The sequence below is a fragment of the Methanocaldococcus vulcanius M7 genome (genome assembly GCF_000024625.1).
GTDB classification, from domain to species: domain Archaea; phylum AGJL01; class Methanococci; order Methanococcales; family Methanocaldococcaceae; genus Methanocaldococcus; species Methanocaldococcus vulcanius.
In genome coordinates, this window is record NC_013407.1 from 40,709 (window position 1) to 56,765 (window position 16,057).

The following is a 16,057-nucleotide window of genomic DNA, read 5'->3' on the forward strand; positions in this document are numbered from 1 at the left end:
TAACATATCACAACCAAAGATTTGATATAGTTTTTCATGTTTTGAATTTTTAATTTTTAAAAGAAGATTATCCTCCATCGAAATTACGTTTTAATAGTATAGATGCTGGGATATTGTCTACTAAAAATATTGTTATCCAATGTTTATAATTCTCTCGGTAGTTTTTTAATAAATGTAGTAAGTTATTTCTGTTAAGTTTTATTTTAAACCTTATTTTATTTCTATGCTTTATTTTTACAAGTATTCCAAGGTCTACTAATTCATCTAAGTATCTATACAGCGTTGGGAGTTTGTAGTTGACTTTATATTCTATGTCTTCGATTTTAAATTTTTTTAGTTCAATGATCTTTTCAACTAACTTTCGATATTTCGAGTTAACTATGTAGGGAAGGATTTTGAGCCATGGGATTTTAAGTTCCCTTAGGGTTTTTATCTCTCTTTTTGAGTGTTTTAGGATGAGATATATCGTTTCTAAGTTTCCGTTGGTTAATTTTAGTAGATGTTCTGCAACTTTATCACTTAATAGATAGTTGTGAACTTTTGCAAAGTATTTTATGGATGCTTTTACATTTAAGATTCCTTCTGGAAAGAGGAGTTTCATTTCATCGTAGCATTCATGTGGAAATCTGATTACAACACTTATTTTATTTTTTCTTAGTTCTTTAATAAATCTAACAAAGCTTTTTTTGTAATGCCATTTTCTAATATCGTGAATATCAAAAACAATTATTGGATTTAATATTTTTAGTAGGGTTATGGTTTTCCCAATTGCTTTTTCGAAATTCCATGTTTTTATGTCGTAAAATAGGTCTTTTATTCCCCTATACCATGCTTTTTTTGCTCGATAGTATTTATCAAAGTATATTTTTTCATTTATATATTTTAATAAGTTTTTTAACCATTTGGCATTTTCGTAATTTTTAAAGAGGACATATTTATCTTTTATAAGGTAGATTATTCTTCCAATTGTTTTTTTTAGATTTGGGGTAGCTAGTACTCTGATTATTGGTATTTTATTGACTATTTCAAACTCTCCTTTTTCATCTAATTCTAAGATGTTTCCTCTAAATGTGGGGATAAAATACAATCCGTTGAGGAAATCCTCTGGAGTTGTTTTTATTAGGTTCATTTTATCCTCTTAATTATTGCTAATGAGAGATAATCGCTGAATTCATCGAAATTTATCTCTTCAAATCTTCCAAATGCTGTTTTTTCATCTTTAAATGTGGCTTTTTTTACTAATCCGATCATATAGTTATCTTTATCTTTTATTTTTTCAAGTTTTTCTTTTAAATTTTTGGTTTTCATAATTATTATGGTGTCAAATTCATTTATATATTTTTCAATGTCTTTTCCTTGTGGTAGTATGCAAAGTTTTTCGTCCCCTTCTACTAATGGAATGCCAAGGGCTGATGCTGATGCGAATATTGAGGATATTCCATTGACTATTTCTACATCTATATTTTTTTCTTTTAAAATTTTCCAAAGATAGGAGAATGTGCTATATAGCGTTGGATCTCCGATTGTTATTACTGCCACTTCTCCTTTTTCGTTTATTACTTTATTTACAGCGGTCTCCCAGTATTTTTTTAGTTTTTCTTTGTCTTTTATCATTGGAAACAACAACTCTTCAACATCTTTCTCGTCTATATGGTTTTTGATAATTTCATAAGCAATGGATCTTTTTCCTTTTTTCGATATTGGAATGAAAATTTTATCAACTTTTTTTAAAACTTCTAACGCTTTTAGTGTAATCAGTTTTTCATCACCAACTCCAACTCCTACTCCGTAAACCTTTTTTACCAAGGTTGACACCTTTTATATTTTTTATTTCTTTTTCCTTTTTTCTTTATTTATTTTTATATTTATTTATATTTTGTTCATTATTTGTTTACTACTTTTTCTACGTATTGATATGCTTCCTCTATTATTTTATCAACGTCATCTTTTGATAATCCATAAGTTTCTTGGATATATCTTGCTCTCTCTTTTAGTGAGGGATGAGTCATTAAAACATTTAAGATACCTTCTTTTGGCATGTAGGATGAGAAGTGTATTTTTGCAAGGGCTTTTATGTAGGTTTTTGGATCTATGATTTTTGTAGCGAGGAGATCTGCATCTTTTTCGATCTTTCGAGATATATATCTACACAATAAATAATCGATTATGTATGCTGTGAAGAATACTGCTGTAAACACCCACTCTCCCTCAATATTTATATATTTCAGTATATATATTGCTATCGAATATATGATTGCACCAATAATTATAAAACTTATAAATCCTAATTTTATGTGTAGTTTTTTTCTATGTGCTAATTCGTGAGCAATAATTGCTTTTAATTCTTCTTCAGATAAAATATCTAATAGTTTAGACGTTATTACTAATTTTTCTTTGAATAATCCTTCTACCATTGCGTTTGCTACATCACTTTTTATGATTTCTATTTTTTTAAATGGTTTAACGTTTAATTTTTTAGAAATATCGTTTACAATGTTTTTTATCTTGTTTATCGTTTCCTCGTCGTTTATTCTCTTCATAATCTTTGTGTATTTTAAAAGTTGTGTTGAGGTTTTTGAAAATAAAACTGCAATGGAGTAATAGAATGTGATCCAGAATGCAGTTCGCAATGGGAGGGGGAGGTCATAAAATTGTGTTTTTATTGGGGAGATGAGCATGTTCGGAATGCCATATATGATGATAAGAAACATAATCCCGAGTGGTGCAAATAATAATATAAATGAAAGAGCAACCATTAGGGGAGATTTTTTTATTTCATTTTCATTTCTATCTTTGGATTTTTGAGATGAGAAACATCTAACCATGTCTTTTGCTGCAAGAACTGGGGGTAGGAGCATAAATACAAATAGCATTAGCATCCAGATGATTATTGCTGTATCTAATCCAACATTGAAGGTGTATGATATGAGATCTGGTAGATCGAAGATGAGTAATTGGGTTATTAAGATCACAGTTATAGATATGGCATATAATGTAAAATGAATAGTATATTTTTTCAATACTTCTGATTTTTCTCTTATTGTGGCGGATTTTTTTCTAAACAACTTTTTTAAGTGATGAGTGAAGTATAGTGTAAGGATGAATATAAATAAGTATTCGAGGAGAAGTATTGCAATAGTGGTAAAGTTATAGGAGTAATTTACGATTATTTCTCCGTTTTCTACTTTATAATCATTTATTTTAAAGAATTTCTCAGTGCTAACTTTGTTTATATGGAATTTTCCTATAGGTGAGAGGTTATATATAAGTTGAGATTTATTTTTATTTAGTGGAACTTTTAATTGGAAAATATATATGTTTCCATTTTTAGAGCTCCATAATTGAAGATATTTTAAATTTTCAAGATTTTTTGAAATGTTTTTCTCAGATGTGATCGTGATCCATCCATAACTGTCTATATCAACACTTACATTTACTCCAAATGACAGTTGAAAAAGTGTGAGGAGGATAAGGATTATAACAAATTTTTTCATAATAACTCACCTTTGGGTATTTTAAGGATTCCTTCAATATTTAATTTTATATTAACTGGTATTAGATAAATTAAAATTAAATGGATGGGTTATTTATAGGTTATGCAAATATTGGAAACGGTAATAATTAATAAAATAAAAAATAGAAAGTAAAAGATTATACATTAAAAACAAAAAATAAAGGGGGAAAAGGGTTAAAAACGCTAAAAAGAGTTGATGTTATTTTTGTTGAGTAAGTGGTTATAATGTATTACTTATAAATGTATTTGAAAACTATAAAGAAAAATTAGACATAATTTAGATATAATTAAACAAATTCTCTAAAAATAAAATAAAAACAACAAATTTAATGACAAATTTTTAGCATTTGTGGGATAATGAGGGCGTTAATTGTTGACTGTTTAGCATATGGAGATGGTAAAAAACTGTTAACGAGGGATGTGATCGGAGCGGGACCAAGAACTGTTAAGGGTATTTTACAGAACGAGGGTGTTGATGCTAAAATAATTCCAGTGGAGAATTTTTCTAAAATAGGAGATTATGATGTAATATTTATAAGTGGAATGTCATCTGACTTTAAGTGTGTTAAACGTTTAGTGGAGAGGGTAAAATTAAAGTGTGATAGCAAAATAGTGATAGGTGGGCCAATATCTAACGATCTCTACTTACTTGAAAAGATAGAGGCGGATATAAGTGTTGTTGGAGAAGGGGAGATAACGATAAGAGAACTGCTAAAAAAGGACTTTAATGCTGAAAATGTTAAAGGAACGACATATTGGGATTATGATAATGATAAGTTGGTTATAAATCCTTTGAGAGAGATTTTAACTAATCTAAAATTAATAACGCCCTCAACTGAAATAAAGGACTATAAAAACTACTTCTCTGCAAGGGTTTATGTTGAGGTTGTTAGGGGTTGTAGTAATTTTAAAAGACCTCTTCTCTTATGCTCTAATAAAAAATGCAACTTATGTAAAAATGGAACATTAAAATGTCCTTTAAATATAAATCCGGGTTGTGGTTTCTGCTCTGTCCCTTCTGTCTTTGGATATGCGAGGAGTAGGAATGAAGAAGATGTATTAAAAGAGATTGAGGCATTATTAGAGGAGGGTGTTAAAAGGATTGTTCTATCTGCTCCGGACTTTTTAGATTATAAAAGAGGAGAGAAATTAATAAATCCTTATTTTCCAGAACCAAATTATGAAGTAATAGAGACGTTATTGTCAAATTGCAGAGATTTAGCTGATAAATATAACGCAAACATATTGATTGAAAATATAAAGGCAAATTTGTTTAATGAGAAAGTGGCAGAGATTTTTAGTAAATATTTAAGGACGCCGATATATATTGGTTGTGAGAGTGGAGATGAAAATCACTGTAAACTTTTAGGTAGGCCCACATCTCCAAGTGATGTTTTAAGAGCGGTTAAGATAGCAAAAAAATACAATTTAAAAGCACAGGTTTATTTTATCTATGGACTGCCAGGAGAAACTGAGGAAACAGCAAAAAATACGGTAAGATTTATGCATAAAATTAAAAATTATATTGATAAAATAACTGTTTATAAATTTAGGCCTCTCCCAATGTCCGCATTTCAAAACTTTAAACCGAATATTACCAAATATTCTTTATTAATTAGAGAAACAGCCAATAAGATAAATTTGGAGATAAAAAAGAGGTATATTGGGAGAGTTTTAGAGGTTATAATATCTGAGAGGCATTTTAGAAATAGGAGAGATGCTATTGGTTATCTTCCGGATAGTGGGTTGATGATTGTTGTCAAGGATGGAGCCAAATTTATTGGAAAAACAAAGAAAGTTAAAATAGTTAAGGCATATGAAAAGTATTTGGAAGGAAAACTTTTGGAGAATTAACATTATCATTATTTCTTTAAGTATATTTTCTAAAATAATTTTCTTATCTGGGAGTTGTTTAAAAATAGAATGGGAAAGATCTAAAACCTTCCAAAATGCTACAAATTCGGTTATTGTATCTTATCTGTTGTTGTGATAATATTGAATATCTCATCCAATATTTTTGATGCAATCGTTTTATCTTTTTCAATAATAACGCAATAACTTATTATCAATTCTCTTAAACGTTCAACTTTTTTATTAAATTCTCATCATTAGCAATTACTTTATCCAATATGTAGTATTTATCCACAACTGGCTCAGGATGTTTTAGAGAGATATTCCAGTAATATAAGTTGTCTTTTAGAGCCATTGTTCCAAACCTCTACTATTCTTCTTTTTTACAAATTCAATTAGGTCATCGACTTTTTTGCTATTAACTAACTCTTTTAATTTTTGAAGGTCTTCGTTTTTTAGATCTAATAATGGAAAAGTATGGATTAGTTTTTTTACTTGTGTTAATCCCAAATATTTCCTTACATATTCACTATTTGAATACTTATAAGTAGTTAGAAATTCACTATCGGTTATTTCTCTAAAATGCTCAAGGATTAAATTAAAATAATCTTTTAATAAAGTTTGATCTTCTTCTGAGAGTTTTGGCTCTATAAATATTTGAATTGGGTGTGTTCTGTATTTTTTATTAGTAACTAAGATTCCATCAACTCCAAAAACATCTTTTATAGTATATAAACCTACCCTTCCTTCCATTTTTCCAGTATCTACTGTTCTAACAAATAGTATGTTTGATTTGATTTTGTTATACATTTTCTCATTTACATAAATTTTCTTTTTTTCATATTCTTTTCCATTAAAAGCATTTGCATCTATCACCGTTATTTCAAAATTTCCTGAATTCTTTTTAACATCATCAATAGTTAGATAAAACTTTATATTTAATGGATTTTTCGCTTTAGAGTTATCTACGAATTCGTCAAACTCGCTACCTGCTCTATGACACTCTCCGCCCTAAAGGGTGGAGTTTCTTTAGGAGAGCAGAGCTTTAAAGCTCACCCTCCTTGGGTTGCCAAGCCCACTATCCCTACCCCTTTCGGGGTTCGGGACTACCTTAAACAAAATATTCCTTGCACCATTAACGTCAGCATTAATTACAGCTCCACAATTTGAACAAATATAAAGCCCTCTATACTTCCTATTCGACTTCTTTATCACTCCACAAACACTACACTTCTGAGAAGTATAACTCTCATCGATTTGCTCTACTTTAATTCCCAATTCTTCTGCTTTATACTCTATCATTTTTACTAACTTTCCATAAGGAATCCTATGCAATTGCTGATTAACCCTATCCCCAATATCGATTTTAGTTATATTCTTGTTTAACTCTCCGATAATAATCCTCGAAACTCCCTTTCTCTTTGCTAAATCGATAATCCAACTGCTAATCTTATGAACATAGTCCTTAACATAATTCCTTTCTTTAACCGTTAATCTTGCCAATCGCTTACAGGTTTTTAAGCCCTGCTCTGCAATTATCGATTTAATTCTCGCTGTCTCCTTAGCAAACCATCTCAACTTAGAAACTAATATTTTCCCATCGAATATTAACGGCTGTTTTTCTCCCTCGATAACAACAGTTGCTAAATTCCTTACTCCTAAATCGATTGCCATTATTACTTTATCTTCCTTTGACATCTCTGGATTAACTTCTTTTTTATAAATCAAATGCAGAACATAAAACCTCTCTCCATAAATATCGTGTGGAACTATTTCAACCTCTTTAACCTGCATGGCATCGAGCGGTAGAGCTTTCGATAACTCTACCCATAGGAACTTGGACTCGATGCCATGCCTCTCTTTTAAATACTGTCTCGTCTGCTTTGATAAAGATAATCTCAACTTATTGGCGATGATTTTGAAACCGTCCTTCTTCCATTTAACTGGAAAGTGTCCATCTTTTGGTTGGAATCTTGGACGTTTAGTGTGTTGTTTGAAAAAATTATCCCATGCGACTTTTAGCTTTTGTAGAACTGCTTGTGCTGATTGCGAATGAAGATTTTTATACCAGAAGTTGTCCTTTAACTTCTTTTCTAATTCGGATAATTTGATATTATCTTGTATAATTTCGTAGTTAGCAACATTCCATAATTTCGATGCGGAGTAGGTTAAATGGTTGAGGATAATCCTTTGTTCGTCAGTTAATTTCCTCGTTAGGTTTATTGTTAGGACTCTCGTTACCTCCAACTTAGACACCTTTTTGACTGTCTATGTATTGTCTAATAACATCGAGAGTTACTGTTCCGACAGTTGATATAAATCTACCCCGAGTCCATAACGTTAGAAGCTTTCTTCTAAGCTCTGGGAATTCTTTTCTTAACCTATTTGAAGTGTATCCTTTTAATCTGTACAACGATTTTGTTAATTCCAATTGTGGGGTCTGCATCTAACAACAAATGAACGTGGTCTGGAGCTATAACCATGTCTAAAACTTCGGTATAAGTTCTTTGCATTTTTCGATGATTAATTCTTCCAGCCGTTCTTTTATTTTTCCTGTTAAAACTGGTCTTCGATATTTCGGGCAGAATACTACTGGGAGGTTTGATTCCAATAAAAATTTTGGATAGTTTTTTTAGGGTATCTCTTTTTATAATATTATTTTTTGCAATATTTTTGGGAATTCCGTATTTCTCAGCGTTTTTTATTGCTTCATATATCATTTTTTCCTGAATATCAAAAAGGAATATGTGTTCTTTAAAAAAATCTATTCTTTCTTCTTGTGGAATTAATTCTAAAATAGGCAGTATTAAATTCCCTTTGCCAGCAAATAAGTCCACCCAGATAAAATTATATAATTTATCTTTAATTTCGGGTAGTATAAATTCTTTAAATATTTCAGTTGATGTTAAATGCTCTCCATATACTCGTGTTTTATTTATCATGTTTTTTCACCATCCTATCAAAAATCATTAATTTTTTACGTCTTTTGAGTATCTTTATCAACGATTTTAAAATAGGATATTGTCAATTTATGTGTATATAATTATTTCTAAGTATGATTATAACTTAATATAAAAAATAAATCGAAAAGTATATATATTAGAAGTGTGGATATTTGTTCATAGATAAAACACAACCACGAAGTTCTGATCACAATTCAACTAATCTTGTCTAAGTGGCCCTTTATCTTTAAGATCTTGCAAGTTTATAAAATTTTATGTGCACGTTTGTGTATAAAAATGACACAGGTGGTAATATGGTAAGAAAGTTTTCTGTAAAGGGATTGAGAAGTCCGTCTTTACTTATAGATATGATATTAAGCGATGCAAAAGATGATATTTTGATAGTGGAGACAGATGGAGAAGAGCAGATAAAAGATATTGAAAATTTATTGAAAAAATACAATCTAAAATATGAAGTTGAAGGAAATGTGGTGAAAATACACGTTGGAGAGATAAAAGCAGACAAGAGTATAAATGTTGTTGGTGCCACATGTCCTGGGCCGATAATGATGGTTTCTGACATGCTTTCAAAAATGAAAAATGGAGAGATTTTAGAGATAATTTGTGGAAAAAATGCTCTAACTGATTTAACTGAAGGATTAAAAGGGATGGGTAATGAAATTATAAGTGTAGAAGAAAAGGAAGATGGAACTTATAGGATACTGGTTAAAAAGGGAGAGAAAAAAGAGGAAGAAAAAGCAACTGTTAAGATAGATGAGTTATTTATTATAAATACCACTGGAACTGGAAATGCTGAAAAGGCCTATTCAACGTTTATGATGGCAGATGTTGCTTTAAAGATGAATTTAAAGCCAACGATATTTTTAATGATGGACGGAGCAAGTTTGGCTTTAAAAGGAGAGTGTGATAAGGTTAAACATCCTGCATTTCCAAAGTTGGGAGATCTTGTTAGGGATATTCTAAAAAAAGGTGTTAAGGTTTATGTGTGTGAGTTAAGTGCAGAATTTAGGGGAATAAATGAGAAAAACTTAGAAGAGGGGTTTGAGATTGCAGGAGCACCAACATTTTTAAATTACCTTTCAAAACCCAATGTTAGACCAGTATGGCTTTAAATAGGAGGTGAAAAAATGGGACAAGTAATTACATTAGTATCTCTCTCAGTTATATTTGGAGCAATGCTTTCCGGCTTTGCTACATTTAGATTGACTGGAATGAGATTAATGCCTCATTTTATTTCTTTAATATTGGCATTTTTATTAACTCTTGCGTCTTTAATCATTCCTAATAGTATAGTTTTCTATTTGGCAGTAATTTTCCAAATATTAAGTGCATTAACTATTTGTCCGACGATATGCAACATTTTAAAAACCCAATTTCAAAATACAGGGATTTATTCTGCACACTTGGCTTTAATGGGAATGTTGCTTGTTCTTGCCATTGGAAACGCTTTGGGAATTAGGTAAATTTCTAATTATTTAATTTTTTCATTTATTTTGGTTTTAAGCTTTTTTAGATTTATTATAATTAATCTTATTTTAATTTAATTTTTAATTTAATCTTAATTATAACTGAAATATATTTTCTGTTAATTTTTAACTTGCCTTTTCTTCTTGGATCTTATGTTTCCATCTCCATAATCCTTTTTTTATCCAATCTTCTCCCAATCCATGTTTTTCTGCATATTCTCTTAAAACACTTTCCCACTTATCCCATAAATCCTTAAATTCTTTTTTTATTTTATTTATCTCCCCCATCTCCATAGCTGGACATATAAAACATCCTATCCTATCAAAGCCCTTCTCATAGAGTTTGTTGTAGGGAGCTTTTTCTCTAAGTAGATAGATCCAAACGTGTAGCGAACTCCAATGGAATATCGGGAGAGCATTTATCTGCCTCTTTATGTACGTGTTTCTATAAACAACTTTTTTATGTGCTCGGTTAAAGCTTTCATACTTTCTAATTCCAACAAACGATAGAACATCTTCTTTATATTTTTCTTCAATAAATGTTTTTAAGGGATTTAACTTGCACACATCAGAACACCACCTGTAATCTCTTGCTGGAATTCCATATTCTTTAATTTTTTCCCAGAAGTTTTCTCCTTTTAATCTTGTTATTTTTATACCATACTCCTTTTCCACTTCTTCAACATTTTTTAATGTTTCTTCAAATTCTAAGCCAGTATCAACAAATACTACGTCAAAATTTTTTTCTAACGCTTTAATAGCTAATATTAATGTTGTTAAACTATCTTTTCCTCCGGAGAATGCTACTATGACGGGTTTATTTAACTTTTGAGAAATATTTCTTATAAATCCAATGGAATTCCTCTCATATGTTGAAATAACACCCTCATTGGCCTCTACCATTACTTTAAATGCTTCATTTAAACTTTTGTATGATCTTTTTGGAGAAAATATTTTATTATCTTTTCCAATAAATGATCTTACTTTAATCACTTTCCCTTTACTGATTTCATCGATTTTTTTAGAAGAAATTATTGCTAATCCAACTCCAACAACATTTTCGTTTTCATCAACTATTATCACATCGTCTTTTTCATTTATATCGTCAGTATACTCTATAATACCTGGTCTTAATATACATCCTTTCTTATTTTTTAAAATATCTACAACATCTTGTTTTATTTTTATAATTTTTTTTCTTGCTCCTTTTTCCATTAGATCAAATGCTCCACTTAATTTTAGTTTTGGTTTCCATTTTTCTTCGTTTTCATCAAAGTATATTATGTATTTAACTTCTCCATCTAAAATAACCTCATAACTCTCTTCATTTCCTGGAAGTTTATTAAGTAGGATGATTTTTCCGCCAATAATGTTTTTTACTCCAAAGGTCTCTTCTAATATGCTGTTTACAAATTTTATGTCATATTCAAATCCCAATCTCGGATCTCCGGGGGGTGTTATTTTCACTTTCTCTGCCTTTGAACCACAAACTTCGCATTTATTTCCCAATAATGGAACATTGCAATTTTTGCACCATTTTAAGTGGATCTTTCCTAAGTATGTTTTCATAATCTCCCTTAGAAAGTTTTATATATAATAATTAAGGAAAATAATATTAACTTTTGCCTAAAATTTGTTTAAAAAACCAAGGTTATTTAAATTATTTAAAACTTTTTAGTAAATTAATATGATAATTGATATGATTAATAGAATTTCAAAAATAAAATAAACTTAAAAATTAAAAACTCTTGATTAAAGATGGTGATAAATATCCTAATAATGCATGAAATTTACTTTTGAGGTGATTTTTATGGATTTTACACAGTTTATACCTGACATTGGTAGTGGATTTGTTATAGGGTTTGTTATTGGGTGGGCTGCAAAAAAAGCCATTAAAATAGTTGCCTTTTTGATAGGAATCTATATATTGTCCTTGCTATATTTGGCTAAAATAGGAGTTATTAGTATAAATAAAGAGGCATTTTCAGCATTACTTGGAAATCTTGAGAACTCACTATTGGTTTTTGGAGATAAAATTGTTGGACTTGTCCATTCGCTTTCATTTGGAACATCTTTCCTTGTTGGTTTTGGGTTGGGATTCAAAAAAGGATAGTTTTGTTAAAATATGGTCTTTTACTATTAAAAAAATTTATTTTGATAATTTATTCTTTTTATTAATTGTAATATTAATAAACTTCTTGGTAGTTTATTCTTCTTCTAATTCAACGACATCTACGGGTTCTAATGGAATGTTTCTTAGGACTTTTCCAACAGTGGCTTTTGCTATTCTAATGGCATGTTCTGGACTTTCTGCATTAAACACCTTCATAGATAGTAGAACACCAACCAAGGCCGTTCTTGCCACAACTAAAACGCAATCTACAAGTTCTCCACATTTCGGACATATCGTAAGCCCTATATCAATGTCAACGTAATTTAACCCCTCTTTATTAAGCATTTTTCCAATTTGAGAGATCGTTACGCTTATTGCATCTTCTACATCGTCAACATTTCTCACAATATATGCTGCTTGCAATGTCACATGATAATTTGGCATTTCTTCTCACCAACAACTAAAATCTCGTTATTTTTATATAATTTTGCTTTAAGATTATTTTAAATTAATGATTTTTTATTTACTTTACTTTTAACTATTTAGTTTTTTATTTAATTGTTTATTTAATTTTTGCTCATTTATTGGATTATCCTCTTTTTTATGCTTTTTTAATATTATTTCTGCTTTATTATCTTATGGGCTATTACCAAATGTATAAATTCTTTTCTTAATATTATTTAAACTTATTGTTTAAAGTTTTATTACTTTATGGATTATAAATAATTTTTGAGATAACCTGATTAGGAATATAAGAAACAAAAAAATAAACTGACTATAAAAGTATAATAATTTTCTATTAAATATTTTTATAACATTTAACGATATAATCTTAATGGAGGAGATTTACATGATTAAAAGAATAGAAAAAGCGGAAGTTTTGATGGAGGCCTTGCCATTTATTCAAAAATTCCATGGAAAAGTATTTGTAGTAAAGTATGGTGGACATGCAATGATAGATGAAAAAGCGAAGAATTGGACAGCTCAGGATGTGGTTCTCTTAAAGTATGTTGGTATAAACCCAGTGGTAGTTCATGGAGGAGGACCTGAGATAAATAAAGCAATGGAAAAAATGGGAAAAAAACCAGAGTTTGTTCATGGGTTAAGGATCACTGATGAGGAGACATTGGATATTGTTGAAATGGTATTAGCCGGGAAAATAAATGGAGATATTGTATCAAAACTATCCAAATTCGGAGGAAAAGCAGTTGGGTTATCTGGAAAATCTGGAAGAATAATTTTGGCTAAGAAAAAACTAAAAAAAATAAAAACTGATAAAGGGGAGGAGATAGAAGTTGATCTTGGAAGAGTGGGAGAGACAGTTGAAGTAAATACAGATCTACTTGAAATATTGATAAATAATAACTACATCCCTGTTGTTTCTCCAATAGGGCTGGATGAAAGGGGGGAGGCATATAATTTAAATGCCGATACAGTGGCAGGAGATATAGCTGGAGCTTTGAAGGCGGAAAAATTGATATTGATAACCGATGTTGATGGAATAATGGATGATATAAACGATCCAAATACAATTCATAAAAGATTAACCGTATCAGAAGTAAAAAAGATGATTGAGGATGGAAGAATAAAGGGAGGTATGATCCCAAAAGTAGAAAGTGCGTTATATGCGTTAGATCATGGAGTTAAAAGTGTCCATATTATAAATGGAAAGATACCTCATGCCTTGTTGTTGGAGATATTTACAGAAGAGGGAATTGGGACTATGATAACAAAGGATTAAAAAATGTAATATTAATGACATGCAAAGTTTATTATAATATGATATATTTAATATCAAAAATAATGCAATAATTCTAAAGAGGGATCAGCAATGAAAAAGTATTTCGAGGAAAGTGCAAATGTGAAACTAAAATTCATCGAAGAAAATGAGGAAAAGTTAAAAAAAGCTATTGAAGTTATATATAATGCATTAAAAAATGGAAATAAAATTTTAATTTGTGGAAATGGGGGGAGTGCAGCTGACTCTCAGCATTTTGCCGCTGAGATTGTAGGAAGGTTTAAGTTAGAAAGGAAGGGGCTACCTGCAATTGCATTAACAACTGATACCTCGATTTTAACAGCTATAGGAAATGATTATGGTTTTGATAAGATTTTTGAGAGGCAAGTTGAGGCATTAGGAAAAGAAGGAGATGTTTTGGTCGGTATATCAACAAGTGGGAACTCAGAGAATGTTATAAAGGCAGTTAATAAAGCAAAGGAAATGGGGATTTATACAATTGGCTTATTAGGGAAAGGTGGAGGAAAGTTAAAGGATATTGTTGATTTGGCCTTAATAGTTCCTTCTAATAACACAGCAAGGATACAAGAGTGTCATCTAACAATTTATCATGTAATATGTGAGGAGGTTGAGAAGAGGTTATTTGGTTAATATATGGTGAGATTATATACATATGCTACTGAAATCGTTGGAAAACTTGCTATTTAAATAAAACATAACATTTTTAGAAATATGGGGAACTATGATAATTGAGGATAGAAAATTATTGGAAAATATAGTTAAAGAACTAAAAAACCAGAATTTAAAGATTGTCTTTACTAACGGATGTTTTGATATAATCCATAGAGGGCATGTAGAGTATTTAAATAAGGCAAAAAAGCTGGGGGATATTTTAATAGTTGGGATAAATTCAGATAAATCCATAAAAAAGATAAAAGGGAATAAAAGACCTATAATTCCTCTATATTCAAGGGTTTATGTTTTAGATAACTTAAAGGCAGTTGATTTTGTAGTTCCTTTTGATGAAGAGACACCAATAAACTTGATAAAAATTATCAAACCAGATGTTCATGTAAAAGGAGGGGATTATAGAGAGGAGGATTTACCAGAAGCAGAGATTGTTAAAAGTTATGGTGGAGAAATAAAAATAATTCCTTTAATTGAAGGGTTCTCAACAACAAAAATAATTAACTGGATTTTAGAAAAATACAAATAAGAGGGGGAAGAATGATAATTGTTTTAGGAGAAGTTATGCTTGACAAATACACATATGGAAAAGTTGAGAGGATAAATCCTGAAGCTCCAGTTCCGATATTAAACGTGGTTGAGGAAAGATATACATTAGGAGGAGCTGGAAACGTTGCAAACAATATTGCCTCTTTAAAGCATGATGTATTTTTGATAAGTATTTCTAACAACGATGAATTTGGAAAATGTATTGAAGAGTTATGCAATGAAAATAATATCAGATACTGCTTTGTTTCTGATGGAAGACCAACGATAGTAAAGCATAGATTTGTTGCTATGGGTTATAATCAGCAATTGCTCAGGGTTGATTATGAAAAAATTTGTCCAATAGATAATAACTTAGCTAAAAAAATTTTGGAAGTTGTTAAAAATCTCAATGGAAAATCAGATATATTAATAATCTCTGATTATGCGAAAGGATTAATTACAAAAGAGCTTATTGATGGCATAAAAAAAGAATTTAATGGAAAAATATTGGTTGATCCAAAACCAAAAAACATCGGCTTTTATAAGGATGTTTATTTAATAAAACCAAATCTAAAAGAGGCATCTCAAATTTTAGGAAGGGAAATAGAAAATAGAGACGATGAGTTGGAAAAAGCTGGATTGGAATTGGTCGATAAATACAATTCAAACTTTGTTATAACAAGGAGTGAAAAAGGAGCTACCTTAATAACTCTTAATGGAGAAATCTTCCATATTCCGACAGAAGTCAAAGAGGTTCATGATGTTTCTGGAGCTGGGGATACATTTATTGCTGTCTTGGGATATGCATTAGAGAAGGGTTATGATTTAGTTGATGCGGTTAAATTGGCAAATAAGGCAAGTTCAATTGTTGTTGGAAAAGTTGGAACTGCAACAGTTAGTTTGGAAGAGTTGTTTGATTAAATTTAAAATTTTTAGAGGGAGATAAATGTTAAATGACCATATACTAAGAGAAGAGATTAAATATCAAATTCCCATTATGAAAAATGAAGTTAGAGATGAATTAAGGAAAGAATTGGCTACAAAAGAAGATATTTTATTAGTAGAAGAAAGATTAGAAAAAAATTGAATTATTAAATCAAAAAATTGATTTTTGGATAAAGATTTTATATAATATTAATCATAATATCTCCGTTCATACCAGAAGTGTTAAGGAGTATTGGATTAATATTAAAATAA

Annotated in this window: 19 protein-coding genes; 9 read left to right on the forward strand and 10 right to left on the reverse strand. The window is 30.0% G+C overall.

Going from position 1 to position 16,057, the window contains the following annotated elements; translation table 11 throughout:
* Positions 1-67: 67 nt before the first annotated feature.
* From METVU_RS00200 to METVU_RS00210, 3 genes are all read right to left on the reverse strand, one after another.
* Entirely contained in the window at positions 68-1,129 is a 1,062-nt protein-coding gene (locus METVU_RS00200) for a Fic family protein (protein WP_012819458.1), read from the reverse strand.
* Positions 1,126-1,815 carry a precorrin-2 C(20)-methyltransferase gene (gene cobI, locus METVU_RS00205; RefSeq protein WP_012819459.1) on the reverse strand — a complete coding sequence of 230 codons (690 nt, stop codon included), beginning with the start codon at positions 1,813-1,815 and terminating at the stop codon, positions 1,126-1,128. The genes METVU_RS00200 and cobI overlap by 4 nt, the downstream gene beginning before the upstream one ends.
* Positions 1,816-1,883: 68 nt before the next feature.
* The gene (locus tag METVU_RS00210; protein WP_012819460.1) at positions 1,884-3,494 is read right to left on the reverse strand and encodes a M56 family metallopeptidase; all 1,611 of its coding nucleotides are present in this window, start codon (positions 3,492-3,494) and stop codon (positions 1,884-1,886) included.
* 377 nt (positions 3,495-3,871) lie between these two features.
* Between METVU_RS00210 and METVU_RS00215 the strand changes: the two genes are divergently transcribed.
* Positions 3,872-5,368, forward strand: a complete 1,497-nt coding sequence (locus METVU_RS00215; RefSeq protein WP_012819461.1) for a B12-binding domain-containing radical SAM protein — start codon at positions 3,872-3,874, stop codon at positions 5,366-5,368.
* Between the two features lie 220 nt (positions 5,369-5,588).
* Here the strand turns inward: METVU_RS00215 and METVU_RS09165 are convergent, their stop codons facing one another.
* The 5 genes from METVU_RS09165 to METVU_RS09225 form a co-directional block, all read right to left on the reverse strand.
* Positions 5,589-5,720: a hypothetical protein gene (locus METVU_RS09165; protein WP_012819462.1), complete on the reverse strand. Its 132-nt coding sequence runs from the start codon at positions 5,718-5,720 to the stop codon at positions 5,589-5,591.
* Positions 5,711-6,241 (reverse strand): hypothetical protein, encoded by a 531-nt coding sequence (locus tag METVU_RS00220; protein WP_052294213.1) that lies wholly within the window; start codon positions 6,239-6,241, stop codon positions 5,711-5,713. Before METVU_RS00220 ends, METVU_RS09165 begins: the two co-directional genes overlap by 10 nt.
* Before the next feature lie 153 nt (positions 6,242-6,394).
* A complete protein-coding gene (locus METVU_RS00225) occupies positions 6,395-7,612 on the reverse strand; it encodes an RNA-guided endonuclease InsQ/TnpB family protein (protein ID WP_048196634.1) in 1,218 nt (405 codons plus the stop codon).
* 1 nt (position 7,613) lies between these two features.
* The gene (locus METVU_RS09220; RefSeq protein WP_449405454.1) at positions 7,614-7,811 is read right to left on the reverse strand and encodes an IS200/IS605 family transposase; all 198 of its coding nucleotides are present in this window, start codon (positions 7,809-7,811) and stop codon (positions 7,614-7,616) included.
* The gene (locus METVU_RS09225; RefSeq protein WP_245528142.1) at positions 7,747-8,307 is read right to left on the reverse strand and encodes a transposase; all 561 of its coding nucleotides are present in this window, start codon (positions 8,305-8,307) and stop codon (positions 7,747-7,749) included. The genes METVU_RS09220 and METVU_RS09225 overlap by 65 nt, the downstream gene beginning before the upstream one ends.
* A 314-nt stretch (positions 8,308-8,621) precedes the next feature.
* On the opposite strand from METVU_RS09225, the gene METVU_RS00235 reads away from it, so the two are divergent.
* Together METVU_RS00235 and METVU_RS00240 are read left to right on the forward strand one after the other, a co-directional pair.
* Positions 8,622-9,440: a DsrE family protein gene (locus tag METVU_RS00235; protein WP_012819464.1), complete on the forward strand. Its 819-nt coding sequence runs from the start codon at positions 8,622-8,624 to the stop codon at positions 9,438-9,440.
* Between the two features lie 15 nt (positions 9,441-9,455).
* On the forward strand, positions 9,456-9,791 hold the full coding sequence (locus METVU_RS00240; RefSeq protein WP_012819465.1) for a DUF5400 domain-containing protein: 336 nt from the start codon (positions 9,456-9,458) through the stop codon (positions 9,789-9,791).
* Between the two features lie 129 nt (positions 9,792-9,920).
* On the opposite strand, the gene METVU_RS00245 is transcribed toward METVU_RS00240, so the two are convergent.
* The gene (locus tag METVU_RS00245; RefSeq protein ID WP_012819466.1) at positions 9,921-11,363 is read right to left on the reverse strand and encodes a phosphoadenosine phosphosulfate reductase domain-containing protein; all 1,443 of its coding nucleotides are present in this window, start codon (positions 11,361-11,363) and stop codon (positions 9,921-9,923) included.
* 232 nt (positions 11,364-11,595) lie between these two features.
* On the opposite strand from METVU_RS00245, the gene METVU_RS00250 reads away from it, so the two are divergent.
* Positions 11,596-11,907, forward strand: a complete 312-nt coding sequence (locus tag METVU_RS00250; protein WP_083771304.1) for an FUN14 domain-containing protein — start codon at positions 11,596-11,598, stop codon at positions 11,905-11,907.
* Between the two features lie 93 nt (positions 11,908-12,000).
* On the opposite strand, the gene METVU_RS00255 is transcribed toward METVU_RS00250, so the two are convergent.
* The gene (locus METVU_RS00255) at positions 12,001-12,351 is read right to left on the reverse strand and encodes a DUF555 domain-containing protein (protein ID WP_012819468.1); all 351 of its coding nucleotides are present in this window, start codon (positions 12,349-12,351) and stop codon (positions 12,001-12,003) included.
* A gap of 406 nt (positions 12,352-12,757) precedes the next feature.
* Between METVU_RS00255 and argB the strand changes: the two genes are divergently transcribed.
* From argB to METVU_RS08920, 5 genes are all read left to right on the forward strand, one after another.
* Complete coding sequence (gene argB, locus METVU_RS00260; protein WP_012819469.1) at positions 12,758-13,648, forward strand: acetylglutamate kinase; 891 nt, start codon at positions 12,758-12,760, stop codon at positions 13,646-13,648.
* A 90-nt stretch (positions 13,649-13,738) separates the two neighbouring features.
* Positions 13,739-14,296: a D-sedoheptulose 7-phosphate isomerase gene (gmhA, locus tag METVU_RS00265; RefSeq protein ID WP_012819470.1), complete on the forward strand. Its 558-nt coding sequence runs from the start codon at positions 13,739-13,741 to the stop codon at positions 14,294-14,296.
* 91 nt (positions 14,297-14,387) lie between these two features.
* Positions 14,388-14,861, forward strand: coding sequence for a D-glycero-beta-D-manno-heptose 1-phosphate adenylyltransferase (gene rfaE2, locus METVU_RS00270; protein WP_012819471.1), 474 nt, complete (start codon positions 14,388-14,390; stop codon positions 14,859-14,861).
* A gap of 11 nt (positions 14,862-14,872) precedes the next feature.
* Positions 14,873-15,781, forward strand: coding sequence for a bifunctional heptose 7-phosphate kinase/heptose 1-phosphate adenyltransferase (locus tag METVU_RS00275; protein ID WP_012819472.1), 909 nt, complete (start codon positions 14,873-14,875; stop codon positions 15,779-15,781).
* A gap of 25 nt (positions 15,782-15,806) precedes the next feature.
* Positions 15,807-15,947 (forward strand): hypothetical protein, encoded by a 141-nt coding sequence (locus METVU_RS08920; protein ID WP_012819473.1) that lies wholly within the window; start codon positions 15,807-15,809, stop codon positions 15,945-15,947.
* Positions 15,948-16,057 lie beyond the last annotated feature (110 nt).

Bases quoted from the DNA above. Each gene is read 5' to 3' on its own strand.
- METVU_RS00200 (WP_012819458.1), bottom strand. From the start codon at position 1,129: ATGAACCTAATAAAAACAACTCCAGAGGATTTCCTCAACGGATTGTAT.
- METVU_RS00210 (WP_012819460.1), bottom strand. From the start codon at position 3,494: ATGAAAAAATTTGTTATAATCCTTATCCTCCTCACACTTTTTCAACTG.
- METVU_RS00215 (WP_012819461.1), top strand. From the start codon at position 3,872: ATGAGGGCGTTAATTGTTGACTGTTTAGCATATGGAGATGGTAAAAAA.
- METVU_RS09165 (WP_012819462.1), bottom strand. From the start codon at position 5,720: ATGGCTCTAAAAGACAACTTATATTACTGGAATATCTCTCTAAAACAT.
- METVU_RS09220 (WP_449405454.1), bottom strand. From the start codon at position 7,811: ATGCAGACCCCACAATTGGAATTAACAAAATCGTTGTACAGATTAAAA.
- METVU_RS09225 (WP_245528142.1), bottom strand. From the start codon at position 8,307: ATGATAAATAAAACACGAGTATATGGAGAGCATTTAACATCAACTGAA.
- METVU_RS00235 (WP_012819464.1), top strand. From the start codon at position 8,622: ATGGTAAGAAAGTTTTCTGTAAAGGGATTGAGAAGTCCGTCTTTACTT.
- METVU_RS00240 (WP_012819465.1), top strand. From the start codon at position 9,456: ATGGGACAAGTAATTACATTAGTATCTCTCTCAGTTATATTTGGAGCA.
- METVU_RS00245 (WP_012819466.1), bottom strand. From the start codon at position 11,363: ATGAAAACATACTTAGGAAAGATCCACTTAAAATGGTGCAAAAATTGC.
- METVU_RS00255 (WP_012819468.1), bottom strand. From the start codon at position 12,351: ATGCCAAATTATCATGTGACATTGCAAGCAGCATATATTGTGAGAAAT.
- argB (WP_012819469.1), top strand. From the start codon at position 12,758: ATGATTAAAAGAATAGAAAAAGCGGAAGTTTTGATGGAGGCCTTGCCA.
- gmhA (WP_012819470.1), top strand. From the start codon at position 13,739: ATGAAAAAGTATTTCGAGGAAAGTGCAAATGTGAAACTAAAATTCATC.
- rfaE2 (WP_012819471.1), top strand. From the start codon at position 14,388: ATGATAATTGAGGATAGAAAATTATTGGAAAATATAGTTAAAGAACTA.
- METVU_RS00275 (WP_012819472.1), top strand. From the start codon at position 14,873: ATGATAATTGTTTTAGGAGAAGTTATGCTTGACAAATACACATATGGA.
- METVU_RS08920 (WP_012819473.1), top strand. From the start codon at position 15,807: ATGTTAAATGACCATATACTAAGAGAAGAGATTAAATATCAAATTCCC.